The sequence below is a fragment of the Virgibacillus sp. L01 genome (assembly GCF_052246775.1).
GTDB lineage: Bacteria > Bacillota > Bacilli > Bacillales > Amphibacillaceae > Lentibacillus.
In genome coordinates, this window is the sequence record NZ_JBQQCP010000003.1 from 11,740 (window position 1) to 25,748 (window position 14,009).

Genomic DNA, 14,009 nt, shown 5'->3' on the forward strand with positions numbered 1-14,009 from the left:
AAAAGGGGAGACATTATTCATTAGCATATTCACAGATACTTTATCTGATATGCTTGTTGAACAATGTCGCCCCAATTATTTAATCAGACTTCCATGATAATCGGTAATACCATTGGTCTGCGTTTTGTTTTTTCGTAGAGGAATGGTGCGATAGTATCTGTTATTTCATTCTTGATTTCGGACCATTGTGTTGTTCTGCGTTCCATTACTTTGTCTAAATGATTTGAAACAAGCTTCTGCGCCTCATTAATTAGGTCTTCGGATTCTCTCATATAGACAAATCCACGTGAGATAATGTCAGGGCCTGAGGCGATTTTAAATTCTTTCATGTTAATACTTACAACTACCATGACAAGTCCTTCTTCTGATAGGATACGGCGGTCACGTAATACAATATTTCCAATATCACCGATGCCACTTCCATCTACATAAATAGAACCTGATGGTATTTTTCCTGCTACCATGGCATTGTCTTTGCCTAAGGCAAGGACGTCACCAGTATCCATTATAAATGAGTTTGCCGGCTCCACATCACATGCTTCAGCAAGCTTTGTGTGTTCCTTTAACATCCTGTATTCACCATGGATCGGCATAAAGTATTTTGGCTGGATAAGTCTTAGCATTAACTTTTGTTCTTCCTGGCTGCCATGGCCAGATGTATGAATATTGCTTAGGCGACCATGAATCACTTCGGCCCCGGCACGGTAAAGTTTATTAATTGTCCGGCTTACACTTACTGTATTTCCAGGGATTGGAGATGATGAAAAGATAACCGTATCACCAGGAATAATTTGAATTTGACGGTGTGTACCATTAGCTATTCGAGATAATGCTGCCATTGGTTCGCCTTGTGAGCCCGTACAAAGAATAGTAACTTCATTCGCTGGAAGGCGGTTGATCTGATTAGCTTCAATAAATGTTTCTTTTGGAGCCTGAATATAGCCCAGTTCCTGTCCAATTCGAATAGAAGTTTCCATGCTCCGTCCAAAGACGGCTACTTTACGGTTGTGTTTAACAGCAGCTTCTACCACTTGTTGAAGGCGATAGATATTTGATGCAAACGTTGCAAAGATTAGTCGACCATCAGCTCTAGCAAAAATATCACTAATATTATCAGCTACAACACTTTCAGACATTGTAAATCCTGGGATTTCGCTGTTTGTACTATCGGAGAGTAAGCAAAGCACGCCTTCTTTACCTATCTCTGCCATTTTCGCGATATTTGCAGGTTCGCCAACCGGTGTAAAATCAAATTTAAAGTCACCTGTATGAACAACGTTTCCAGGTGGGGTTTTTACTACAATACCATATGAATCAGGAATACTATGGGTTGTATGGAAAAAGGAAATGGATGTTTTACGGAATTTAATAACATCTTCTTCTTGAATTGTATGCAATTTGGCATTTCGTAATAAGCCATGTTCATCTAGTTTGTTTCTGATTAATCCGATCGCAAGTTTTCCAGCATAAATTGGCACATTTATTTCACGCAAGAGGTACGGAATTCCTCCGATATGATCCTCATGTCCGTGTGTTATGAATAAACCTTTAATTTTATCTTGGTTTTGAATCAGGTAGGTGTAGTCCGGAATAACATAATCAATACCTAGTAATTCATCTTCAGGAAATTTAATTCCGGCATCGATTAAAATTATTTCATCTTGAAATTGGACACCATAAGTGTTTTTTCCAATTTCTCCTAATCCACCTAATGCAAATACTGCTGTTTGGTCATTCTTTACGAATTTCATGACTTAGACAGTCTCCAAGCTGAAATGTTCGGATTGTTTTTCATATTTTAAATGTGCATCGTCCAGTGGATGGATAAATTCAATATTTATATTATACTTGCGATCGTATAACTTATTTCGTACCTCTTTTTCTGAATCAGCCTCAACATATAGGCTTTGAGTCCGCTCGCGTACAGGGACTTCTCCTGGTAATTCTTGATAAAAAACTTTAAAAATCATTTCATCTCTCCTAACTTCTTTTTTAATCTATTTTTTTGCAGTTAAAAAATAAAAACTTTCTTACTGCATAAGCGTAACTTTAAAATTGCATTCCGTAATTATACATTCCTATCCATAAGATAATACTGGTCATTACTTAATAAGCTGACGGCATTATGGCGAACAGCTGTTTTATAACATTCACATGTGTATCGATCCAATCGCTTAAAAAATACGCATTGGAATTAGTTGCAGTAAATTTGATTTAGTAACTTCTCTATTACATGATGGTTAACTCTGGTGGTAGTCCTTTTTACAAGTAGTAGGTACACGTCCTCTGCCTAAAAAATCCTTCCAGCGCTTTTTAAGCTTTTCTTTTAGGCGTTTTAACATGAAGTCTACATCTCCTTTCGATTATTTAAGAAAAGCACCAAAAAACGTTCTACCGATCCAACCCTCTTATCTACAGTATAATACTGTTTGAGTAAATTTGAAATAAAAACACTGCAATTGTTTAAAAAAAGGCTCATTTTTCCATATTAGAATTGCTTTGCACGGGTTTTCCTTATGTATATTTTTAACTTATAAATGATTCTTATACCAAAATATAATAATAGGGACCACATAATGGCCCCTTTATGAAAGGCTATTCTATAGCTTTAGTGTTATCAGCAACTTTAAACGGATTATCTTTATTTATATGATCATAGAACATAACACCGTTGAGATGATCAATTTCATGCTGAAAGACTATTGCGGCATAGTCTCTTAAACGTAACTTAAGTTCTGTACCATCCAATCCAATTGCTTTTACGGTAATTCTTGCGTTTCTGGGTACATATCCTTCCACATTTCTATCTACTGACAAACAGCCTTCTCCGGAAGTTAAATACGCTTCTTCAACCGAGTGACTGATAATTTTAGGATTAATTAAGCCATAGCTATAAAGTTTTCCTTTTAAATCTTCAAAGTGAATTGCAACCAATCGTTTATTTATTGCCAATTGTGGTGCCGCTAATCCTACACCTGGCCTTAAGTCATATTGGCTTGCTATTGTTTCATCCTGACTATTCTTTAAAAAGGTTAGCATATCATTTAAGAGCGATTTATCCTCGTCAGAAGCAGGAACTGGTACCTCATCTGCTGTTTCACGTAATGATGGATGGCCTTCTCTGACTATATCATCCATAGTTATCATGCGTTGACACTCCTTACAGTTCGTAATGATAATATTTTAACATAATATGAATTATTACATCATAAATTTACTATAGGACAAGTATAAATTAATGAAATTGAATCCTATTTTGTTCGAAAAATATGTTATACTAAGGTATAAAATTCACAGCTCAGATTGTTTGAAGGAGGATATTGACGCGTGGTGTTTAAAAAGTCGTTCTTAATTTTATTATTATTCTTAATAGCAATAGTCACTGCTTGTAGTGGGGCATCAACCTCAGAAAAAATATATGACCACTTGGAAAAAGCGGTGGAGTTAGAAGACACCTTTGTTAAGCAGCAGGACCCAATTGTAGAATTGGAAAAGAAGGAACAGGAAATATATAGCCAAATTATTGATTTAGGCATGAATGAATTTGAAAAAATCAAGGAACTTTCCAAGCAAGCGATTAAAAATATTGAAAAAAGAAAAGAGAAAATAGAGCTTGAAAAGGAAAGTATTAATGCCTCCAAAGAAGAATTCACAAAAATTGATGGTATGATTGAAGATTTGGAGGAAGAAAAAGCTAAAAAGAGTGCACAAGAAATGTATGAAGTGATGACTAAACGCTATGATGCATATGATCAATTATATGAAGCTTATTCAAAGACATTAAAGCTTGAGAAAGATTTGTATACAATGCTGCAAAAGAAAGAATTGGAGCAGGAAACCCTAACTAAGCATATCGAAAAGGTTAACAAAAGTTATCAGCAGGTAATTGAAGTAAATAAAAAGTTTAACGAACTTACTACCGAATATAATGCATTAAAAGAAGAGTTTTATACAGCTGCTGGGATAGATGCAGAATATGAAAATAATGAACAAACAGGTGATAAGGACAGTAAAGAATAAGCAAATGAATAGGAAACAAACAGGAGAACCGGATCATATTGATTCGGTTCTCTTCTTTTTGGGAGTTAAGAAAGCAAAATGCGCTCTTCATAATAATCTTTTGGCAGTCAATTAATACAGTTATACTTTGATACTATAACAGAGCAATGTCATAAAAGAGTGAAATTTATGTAAGCGGTACAACCCGTTTGCTAAAAATAAATAAATAAAACAAAGTAATTGACCAAATTGGTATTTATACGCTAAACTCTAACTAGATTATGAATTGTACCATTAATTTTTGCGATTCTTATGTAACAGTTTAATCCTTGCTTTAGAAATGTGATTAGTAAAATTTAATCTAGGGAACAAGAATAAGTGCAAAACGGTACAGATTTTTTCATATTTTGGGAAGGCTAAAAAAGAAAATACAAAATAGGTATTCAGAAAGGAAGAGGTGAACTATTTTGAAACACGTACTTGAAAGTGTTGAAAGTCAGTTCGAAATGTTCCAAATTCTTAATGAAGATGGAAAGATTGTTAATAAAGACGCAATGCCTGATCTTTCAGATGATGATTTGAAAGAGCTTATGCGCAGAATGGTTTATACTCGTATTCTTGACCAGCGTTCTATTGCACTGAACCGTCAAGGACGTTTAGGATTTTATGCTCCTACCGCAGGACAGGAAGCATCACAGTTAGGAAGTCAATATGCTTTAGAAGCAGATGATTTTTTACTTCCAGCATATCGTGATGTTCCACAGCTTATTTGGCAAGGACTTCCATTATATCAAGCTTTCTTATTCTCTAGAGGGCACTTCCATGGGAACCAGTTTCCGGAGGATGTAAAAGGATTAAGTCCGCAGATAATTATCGGTGCCCAGTATACACAAGCTGCTGGCGTTGCACTTGGAATGAAGAAACGTGGAAAGAAATCAGTTGCCGTAACTTATACGGGTGACGGCGGTACATCCCAAGGTGATTTCTATGAGGGTATTAATTTTGCAGGCTCATATGGCGCGCCAGCAATTTTCTTTATCCAAAATAACCATTTTGCAATTTCAGTGCCCGTTGAAGAGCAAACAAATGCTGAAACCTTAGCACAAAAGTCTGTAGCAGCTGGAATTGAAGGAATTCAGGTAGATGGTATGGATGTATTAGCTGTTTATGCCGTTACAATGGATGCTCGCGAGCGTGCAATAAATGGAGAAGGCCCTACATTAATAGAAACGTTAACTTATCGCTACGGACCACATACCATGGCTGGGGATGATCCGACACGCTATCGTTCTGATGATCTTAATGATGAATGGGAGAAAAAAGATCCCCTTGTTCGATTCCGTACGTTTTTAGAAGAGAAAAACTTATGGTCAGAAGAGGAAGAGAACAAAGTTATTGATGAGGCAAAAGATGATATTAAGAAAGCTATCAAAAAGGCGGATGAATACCCGAAACAGACTGTAACTGACTTAATTGAAAATATGTATGAGGAACTTCCACCAAATTTACAGGAGCAATTGGAAGAATATAAAGAAAAGGAGTCGAAGTAGACCATGGCACAAAAGACTATGATTCAAGCAATCACTGATGCAATGCACAATGAATTAAAAAATGATGAAAATGTGCTTGTATATGGTGAAGATGTCGGTCAAAATGGCGGCGTGTTCCGCGCCACAGAAGGATTACAAGATGAGTTCGGCGAAGAACGTGTATTTGATACGCCACTAGCCGAATCAGGGATTGGTGGAATGTCGATTGGTCTTGCCCTGCAAGGTTTTCGCGCGGTACCGGAAATTCAGTTCTTTGGCTTCATCTATGAAACAATGGATGCTGTTAATGGCCAAATGGCACGGATGCGTTATCGATCGGGCGGAACAAAAGCTATGCCAATAACAATACGTTCTCCATTTGGTGGTGGTGTGCACACACCTGAACTTCATGCCGATTCGCTTGAAGGATTAATTGCACAGCAACCTGGTATAAGAGTTGTCATTCCATCAACACCATATGACGCAAAAGGACTGTTAATCTCGGCTATACGAAGTAATGATCCTGTTTTATTTTTAGAACATATGAAGCTATATCGTTCTTTCCGTGGTGAAGTTCCAGATGAGGAATATACAGTTGAGCTTGATAAGGCAGATATTAAACGTGAAGGTAATGACGTTACACTTGTTGCTTATGGCGCAATGGTTCATGCAGCTTTAAAGGCAGCGGATGAACTGGAAAAAGATAATATTGATGCTGAAGTTATTGATCTTCGTACTGTATCACCGGTTGATGTAGATACAATTGTTGAGTCTGTTAAGAAAACCAATCGAATGGTTATGGTTCAGGAAGCGCAGCGTCAAGCAGGAGTTGGAGCGCACGTTATTTCAGAGATTCAGGAACGAGCAATACTCCATCTGGAAGCACCGATTTTACGAGTTACGGCTCCAGATACTGTTTATGCATTCTCACAAGCTGAGGAAATATGGCTGCCAAATCATGAAGACATCGTAGAAAGAGTAAATCAAGTAATTAACTTTTAATTAAAGGATTGGAGGTAGTAATAATGGCTTACAATTTTAAGCTGCCTGATATTGGTGAAGGTATTCATGAGGGCGAAATAGTAAAATGGTTTGTTAAAGAAGGCGAAGAAATTAAAGAAGATGATGTGCTTTGTGAAGTGCAAAATGATAAAGCTGTCGTTGAAATCCCTTCTCCAGTTGAAGGAACTGTTGAAAAGGTTCATGTTGAAGAAGGTACAGTATCAACCGTTGGTGATACTATCATTACAATTGATGCAGAGGGCTATGAAGATCAGGAAGATGACGCTGAAGAAGCGGAAGAGCCAAAGGAAGAGTCAAAAGATAGTAGTGATCAGGAATCTGATAAAAAAGAATCTGCAGAAAAAAAGAATAATGATTCAGACGATAAAGAAGAAACGAAAGATAAATCTTCCGATGATAAACGCGTAATTGCAATGCCTTCTGTACGTAAGTATGCTCGTGAAAATGAAGTATCTATTCAGGACGTACAGGGGTCCGGTAAAAATGGACGTATCCTGAAAGAAGATATAGACAAATACTTAAGCGGTGACCAACAAGCAGAAGATACAGATGTTGCTTCCAAAGAGCAAGAAGAAACGACAGCACCAAAAGAAACACAAGTTCCAAAAGGTGAATACGCCGAAACACGCGAAAAAATGAGTGGCATCCGCAAGTCGATTGCAAAAGCAATGGTTAATTCAAAAACGAAAGCTCCACATGTAACACTAATGGATGAAGTAGATGTAACAGAGCTTGTTGCTCACCGTAAGAAATTTAAAGCTGTAGCAGCTGAGCAGGATATTAAATTAACGTATCTGCCCTACGTTGCAAAAGCATTAGTCTCAGCATCTAAGAAATATCCAATATTAAATGCTGCTGTTGATGATGAAACCGATGAAATTATTCACAAGCATTATTACAACATTGGAATTGCAGCAGATACTGATAAAGGTTTATTAGTCCCAGTTGTAAAAGATGCAGATCGCAAATCAATTTTCACCATTTCACAAGAGATAAATGAATTGGCAGAGAAGGCTCGTAGTGGTAAACTTGCATCTGATGAGATGAAAGGCGCATCAAACACAATTACTAATATTGGTTCAGCTGGTGGACAATGGTTTACTCCTGTTCTTAATTATCCAGAAGCAATTATTCTAGGTATTGGACGAATTGCTGAAAAACCAATTGTACGTGACGGTGAGATTGTTGTTGCTCCTGTTCTTGCGGTGTCATTTAGCTTTGATCATCGTATCGTTGATGGTGCAACTGCGCAACTTGCATTAAATCAGATTAAACGATTATTGAACGATCCACAATTAATTATGATGGAGGCGTAGATTATGGTAGTAGGAGATTTTCCAATTGAGTTAGACACATTAGTAGTTGGAGCAGGACCGGGTGGCTATGTAGCTGCCATCCGTGCTGCTCAAACCGGTCAAAATGTAACCATAGTTGATAAAGGAACACTTGGTGGTGTTTGCTTGAATGTTGGGTGTATCCCATCAAAAGCAATGATTCAAGCTGGACACCTGGCTGAAAACGCCCATGGTAATGAAGAATTAGGGATTAAGACGGAGAATGTATCCGTTGATTTTTCCAAGGTCCAGGAATGGAAAGGGAAAGTTGTTAACAAACTAACTTCTGGCGTTGAAAGTCTTTTGAAAGGTAACAAAGTAGATATTGTTAAAGGTGAAGTATACTTTGTTGATAAAAATACAGTAAAAGTTATGGATGAAAAGAATTCACAGACTTATACATTTAACAACTGTATTATTGCAACAGGTTCAACACCAATTGAAATTCCAAGCTTCAAATTCACGGATCGTGTTATTGATTCTACCGGTGCATTAGCTCTAAAAGAAATTCCTAACAAAATGGTTGTAATCGGAGGTGGTTATATCGGAACTGAGTTAGGCACAGCATATGCTAACTTTGGAACTGATGTAACAATCCTTGAAGGTACGAAACAGATTCTTGGCGCTTTTGAAAAACAAATGCAGCAAGTGGTTAGTAAACGCCTTAAGAAAAAAGGTGTGACAGTTACTACTGAAGCGATGGCTAAAGGTGTTGAAGAATCAAAAGATGGTGTTACAGTTACTTATGAAGTAAACGGGAAAGAAGAAACCGTTGACGCTGACTATGTATTGGTAACAGTTGGCCGCCGTCCTAATACTGCAGAAATTGGTTTAGAGCAAGTCGGTATTGATGTAGATGATAATGGACTTATTAAGATTGATAAACAATGCCGTACAAACATCGATAATATTTATGCAATTGGCGATATTGTTGATGGTCCTCCACTAGCTCATAAAGCATCATATGAAGGTAAAGTGGCTGCTGAGGTAATTGGTGGAGAGAAATCAGAAATTGATTATATCGGAATACCTACAGTTGTATTCTCAGATCCTGAATTAGCTACAGTTGGCTATAGTCAAAAAGAAGCAAAGGATGCTGGATATAATGCTAAGGCATCTAAGTTTCCATTTGCAGCTAATGGCCGTGCATTATCATTAAATGATAGTGATGGATTTATGAAATTAATTACTAGAGAAGAAGATGGACTGGTAATTGGAGCTCAGATTGCAGGTCCAAATGCTAGTGAAATGATAGCAGAAGTTGGATTGGCAATTGAAGCAGGAATGACAGCGGAAGATATAGCATTGACAATTCATAACCATCCAAGTCTTGGTGAAATTACGATGGAAGCTGCTGATGTAGCTTTAGGGATGCCAATACACACAATGTAAATTATACTTATAAAGAGAGCTGCCAAAGTGCAGTTCTCTTTTTTTGCATGAAGAAACCAACACGGCTTCCGATGCGTTGGTGCAACTATGTATTAGGGTTAAGTCAAGTCAAAAATTGTGAGTTGATAAAAAATCAAAAAAAGCAGTTCAGTTAAGGATGCAAAATTTGTTTTGCATGCCAACTGAACTGCCTGTAAATTTTATATTTATTGTCTCTTACGCCGTAAATCGATTTCTCTGGCCTCTTCTCTAAATGATTTCATCAACGAAAATACAATCAGAATCATGATTATCGCAAATGGAAAGGCTGCTATAATCGAGGCTGTTTGTAAAGCTCCGAGTCCACCTTGCCACAACAACACCGCTGCAGCACTTGATTGTATAATTCCCCATACAAACTTAACAGTATTTGGTGGATATAAGCTTCCACCAGTCGTTTGCATTCCCAATACAAATGTTGCCGAATCAGCAGATGTGATAAAGAATGTACTGATTAATAAAATCGCAATGATAGACATTACAGTGCCAAATGGAAATTGTTCAAGGACAGCAAATAATGCTGCTTCTGTGCCAAGATTGTCAACAACTTGCTGAATTTCAGCACCCTGAAAATGTTCCAGATTGATTGCCGATCCACCGAATACGGAGAACCAGAGAGCACCAAAAATGGTAGGCACTAGCAGAACGCCTAGTACGAATTCCCGAATTGTTCTGCCTTTGGAAACACGAGCAATAAATGTACCTACAAATGGTGCCCACGCGATCCACCATGCCCAATAAAAGATAGTCCAGTCTTGAATCCATGAGTCTTTCATATCAAAAGGTGTTAATCGGAAACTCATACCTGGCAGGTTTTGTACGTAACTGCCAAACGTTGTTGTGAAAAGATTCATGATGAAGTTTGTGGGACCAGCAAATAAGAGAAACAGCATTAAAGCAATTGCTAAAATTATGTTTGTATTACTTAGATATTTAATCCCTTTATTAAGTCCAGTCATGGCAGAAGTCATATAAAGTACGGTAACAATACCAATAATAATCAGTTGTAGCGAAATGGTTTTGTCTAAACCAAATACATATGATATACCCCCAGAAATTTGGATTGCTCCAAAACCTAGTGAAGTTGCAACCCCAAAAATCGTTGCAAATACAACTACAAAATCAATAAGAGTTCCCCATGCCCCTTTAACCTTATCACCGAATAAAGGTTCAAGAATTGCACTTACAACACCTGCTGATTGCTTTCTGAATTTAAAGTATGCGAGTGCTAAAGCAATGGTGGCATAAATAGCCCATGGATGCAGCCCCCAATGAAAGAAACTGTAACGCATAGCAGTTTTAGCAGTATCGTTTGAAGTAGGATCTCCATATGGAGGTGTATGATAATGTGATAACGGTTCTGCAGCACCCCAGAAAACTAAACCAATTCCCATACCTGCACTAAAAAGCATTGCAAACCAAGTTAGATAGGAATACTCAGGCTTGTCCCCCGGTTTACCCAGTTTAATATTGCCGTACTTGGAAAAGATCAAATAGATTGCAAATACCAAGAATGCTGTTGCACTCATCAAGTAGAACCAGCCAAATTTTTCTACCAAATACTCTTGGATTTTTGTTGTTACAAAACTCATATTACTATTTGGTAGGATCCCCCAAATTATAAATAATATTGCCACAACGGCTGAAATGTAGAATACCTTTGTTACTTTTTTCATTTGAACATTCCTTTCTATGTAGTATTAATTGTTAGAATGTATGATAAGGGAGTTAACATGCACAATTAAATATTGAAACATACGTTATTAAATTGTTCAATTCTTACGCATGTATTTAGGTAGTTGTGCTTATTGTTTCCTTTTGTCCTAATATAATTCTCCGCATATGCCCTTTTACATATTCCCACAAAACAAAAAATTAAACAAAGACTTGGTGGCTCTGCTTATGCAGTTACTTGTTACCTGTAAAAATAGGTATAGTCATCAACCACTGATATCGTATATAATAAATATATCGTCATATGTACATATAATAGGGGGAACAGCAATGAGAAGATTTATATGGCTAATGCTTTTATTACTTGTATTTGCTTCAGCTTGTGGGGAGAGTGAGGCAACTAATACGGCTAACAATAGTCCGGATCCGGATCAGGAAAAAACGCAGGATAAATCAGATGATGTTGAGGAAAAACAAAAGGCAGAAAAAGATAGTCAAAAGAAGGAAGAAGAAAAACAGGAAAAGGTCAATCTACCTGAAGAAGACAGTCCGGAAGAAGCAAAGTATAAAATTAATGATGAAGATTCTTCGGTAGTTCCATTGAATGATGGTATAAATAAAAAGGTAGTATTGTTAACTATTGATGATGCGCCACATAAATATTCATTGCAGATGGCGAAAACGTTAAAAGAATTGAACGCGAGTGCAATCTTCTTTGTAAATGGACATTTTCTGGATACTACTGAGGATGAAGAGATTTTGAAAAAAATACATAAAATGGGTTTCGAAATCGGAAATCATACATATAATCATGCTTTTTTACCAGACTCGTCTCAGGAAGAACAGAAAAAGGAAATTACTAGCTTAAACGATAGGATAGAAGAGATTATTGGAGAAAAGCCAAAATTTTTCAGAGCTCCAAATGGTGCCAACACTGACTTTTCAACAAAAATTGCGAAAGAAGAGGGCATGATCGTTATGAATTGGACCTATGGGTATGACTATTTCAAGCCATATATGGATGCTGATAAACTAAAAAAGGCGATGATAACAGGAAAAGGACCTAAAGTGGACGTACCATACAGTTTGCTGAAGCCAGGGGCCAATTTACTTATGCATGACCGTGAATGGACTGCAGCGGCATTGAAAGACATAGTAATCGGACTACGGGATAAAGGATATGAAATGGTAGACCCTTCACTGTTACAAACAATAAAGTAAAATAAAACAGCTAGCGGTTCAATTTTGAAGTATAAGTACAGTTACGCAATTTGTATTCTTAATTGAACTGCTTTTTTTAGCATTAATGAAATAAAGATTAAGCTTGGCATTCTCCTGTCTTGCACCCCTTGGGCTGTGTTTTGTCATTTAGGTCGATATCCGAAATTTCCGGACGATATAAAACAATTGCGAGTCAATATCCTTAATTCTCTGATTGATATATTATAATAACGGCTGATATCCTGCATATCCAGCTAATATATCACATTTGCCAGTAGAGAAGGTCGAGGATTGAGGATGCTCACCGGTTTTTCCGTTTAAGCGAGCACATTCCTTCCAAAATTAACAAAACTAAACTTGTTAACAATAACAGTCAGGTATTTTTTTATCTGACTGTTATTTTATTCACAAAAACACATATTATTTAATATGTTATACTAATTAAGGGTTGATTCTTTAATTGTGACACATTATAATAATTGTACAGTGTTATAATTAGTGAAAAGGAGTTGGGCCAGATGGGTACAATCGTATGTCAGGATTGTCAGAAAGTAATTGATCATTATGATGATGAAAAAGTGACTACTCTTTATGGTACATGTCCGACTTGTAATAGAGAATAAATTAATTAATAGTGATACATCAGAGCTGCATGGATATCCATGCAGCTTATTATTTGCAGATAAGTATAAATGCTTTCTTAGTGCATAAGTGCAACTAAGGCTTATCTATATTAAGGCCTGGCGATAAGCCAAGTTTTCTAATAACACTTTAATTTATTAGGAATTAGCCAATATTAAATGATAGAATAAAAAGAAAAAGGGGTGTTTATATTGAGATGGGAAACTAAAGTAACAAAACTTTTGAAAATTGACTATCCTATTATTCAGGGTGGACTGGCATATTTAGCGTATGCATATTTAGCGGCAGCTGTTTCAAATGCAGGCGGTCTTGGGCAAATAACGGCGATGAGTCTGCAAGGCCCAGATGAATTACGAAATGAGATTAAAAAAGTGCAGACAATGACAGATAAACCCTTTGGCGTTAATTTTGCCATTGGGCAGCATGGACGACCATATGAGCATATGGTTCAAGCGGCTATTGATGAAAATGTCCCAGTAATATCAGTCACCGGTGGTAATCCAAAAGGTGTGCTTGACATGGTAAAAGATCATCCTATCAAAAAACTTGTACTTGTTGCAGCGCGCAGGCAGGCTGAAAAGGCAGAAGAGCTAGGTGCAGACGCAGTTATGGTAGTTGGACAAGAAGGGGGAGGCCATCTTGGGCGTGGTGATGTTGGAACCTTTGTGTTAACACCACAAGTTGTTGATTCTGTTTCTATTCCAGTGATCGCCTCTGGCGGAATTGTAGATGGCAGAAGTATGATGGCCGCACTTTCATTAGGGGCTGATGGTATTGAAATGGGTACACGTTTTATTGCGACGAAAGAGTGTATAGATGCACATCCCGCATATAAACAGGCACTAGTTGAAGCCGATGAAAATGCAACAGTTGTCATTAAACGGACATTAGGAACCCCGGCCAGGGCATTAAAAAATCCATGGACGGACAAAATATTAGGTATTGAGCAAGAACATGGTGATTATGAAGCACTTAAAACATACATAAGTGGGGAAGCTAATAAACAATATATCCATAAAGGTGAAGAGGCAGAAGGGTTTGGCTGGGCTGGACAAGGGGCAGCAAGAATCCAGGATATACCCTCTGTGAAGGAATTAATAAATTCAATAATTAGTGAAGCAGATTTAATTAAGGGAAAATGGACAAATTGAGGTGA

12 protein-coding genes are annotated in these 14,009 nt (G+C 37.2%); 8 read left to right on the forward strand and 4 right to left on the reverse strand.

Annotation, left to right across the window (positions count from 1 at the left end):
* Positions 1–83 precede the first annotated feature (83 nt).
* The 3 genes from rnjA to def form a co-directional block, all read right to left on the reverse strand.
* A complete protein-coding gene (rnjA, locus tag ACTWQM_RS07110) occupies positions 84–1,751 on the reverse strand; it encodes a ribonuclease J1 (protein ID WP_443257494.1) in 1,668 nt (555 codons plus the stop codon).
* Positions 1,752–1,754: 3 nt separating this feature from the next.
* The gene (locus tag ACTWQM_RS07115) at positions 1,755–1,970 is read right to left on the reverse strand and encodes a DNA-dependent RNA polymerase subunit epsilon (protein ID WP_443257495.1); all 216 of its coding nucleotides are present in this window, start codon (positions 1,968–1,970) and stop codon (positions 1,755–1,757) included.
* Positions 1,971–2,595: 625 nt separating this feature from the next.
* Complete coding sequence (def, locus tag ACTWQM_RS07120) at positions 2,596–3,147, reverse strand: peptide deformylase (RefSeq protein ID WP_443257496.1); 552 nt, start codon at positions 3,145–3,147, stop codon at positions 2,596–2,598.
* A 180-nt stretch (positions 3,148–3,327) separates the two neighbouring features.
* On the opposite strand from def, the gene ACTWQM_RS07125 reads away from it, so the two are divergent.
* From ACTWQM_RS07125 to lpdA, 5 genes are all read left to right on the forward strand, one after another.
* Positions 3,328–4,020, forward strand: a complete 693-nt coding sequence (locus tag ACTWQM_RS07125) for a YkyA family protein (RefSeq protein WP_443257497.1) — start codon at positions 3,328–3,330, stop codon at positions 4,018–4,020.
* Positions 4,021–4,466: 446 nt separating this feature from the next.
* A complete protein-coding gene (pdhA, locus tag ACTWQM_RS07130) occupies positions 4,467–5,549 on the forward strand; it encodes a pyruvate dehydrogenase (acetyl-transferring) E1 component subunit alpha (RefSeq protein ID WP_443257498.1) in 1,083 nt (360 codons plus the stop codon).
* 3 nt (positions 5,550–5,552) lie between these two features.
* Positions 5,553–6,530: an alpha-ketoacid dehydrogenase subunit beta gene (locus tag ACTWQM_RS07135; protein WP_443257499.1), complete on the forward strand. Its 978-nt coding sequence runs from the start codon at positions 5,553–5,555 to the stop codon at positions 6,528–6,530.
* Positions 6,531–6,553: 23 nt separating this feature from the next.
* Complete coding sequence (locus tag ACTWQM_RS07140) at positions 6,554–7,867, forward strand: dihydrolipoamide acetyltransferase family protein (protein ID WP_443257500.1); 1,314 nt, start codon at positions 6,554–6,556, stop codon at positions 7,865–7,867.
* A 3-nt stretch (positions 7,868–7,870) separates the two neighbouring features.
* Positions 7,871–9,277, forward strand: a complete 1,407-nt coding sequence (gene lpdA, locus ACTWQM_RS07145) for a dihydrolipoyl dehydrogenase (protein ID WP_443257501.1) — start codon at positions 7,871–7,873, stop codon at positions 9,275–9,277.
* Positions 9,278–9,483: 206 nt separating this feature from the next.
* On the opposite strand, the gene ACTWQM_RS07150 is transcribed toward lpdA, so the two are convergent.
* On the reverse strand, positions 9,484–10,992 hold the full coding sequence (locus ACTWQM_RS07150) for a glycine betaine uptake BCCT transporter (protein WP_443257502.1): 1,509 nt from the start codon (positions 10,990–10,992) through the stop codon (positions 9,484–9,486).
* A gap of 328 nt (positions 10,993–11,320) precedes the next feature.
* Between ACTWQM_RS07150 and ACTWQM_RS07155 the strand changes: the two genes are divergently transcribed.
* The 3 genes from ACTWQM_RS07155 (at position 11,321) to ACTWQM_RS07165 (ending at position 14,004) form a co-directional block, all read left to right on the forward strand.
* A complete protein-coding gene (locus tag ACTWQM_RS07155; protein WP_443257503.1) occupies positions 11,321–12,211 on the forward strand; it encodes a polysaccharide deacetylase family protein in 891 nt (296 codons plus the stop codon).
* A gap of 518 nt (positions 12,212–12,729) precedes the next feature.
* The gene (locus tag ACTWQM_RS07160; RefSeq protein WP_375051574.1) at positions 12,730–12,834 is read left to right on the forward strand and encodes a GapA-binding peptide SR1P; all 105 of its coding nucleotides are present in this window, start codon (positions 12,730–12,732) and stop codon (positions 12,832–12,834) included.
* Positions 12,835–13,044: 210 nt separating this feature from the next.
* On the forward strand, positions 13,045–14,004 hold the full coding sequence (locus ACTWQM_RS07165) for an NAD(P)H-dependent flavin oxidoreductase (protein WP_443257504.1): 960 nt from the start codon (positions 13,045–13,047) through the stop codon (positions 14,002–14,004).
* The last annotated feature ends 5 nt before the right edge of the window (positions 14,005–14,009 follow it).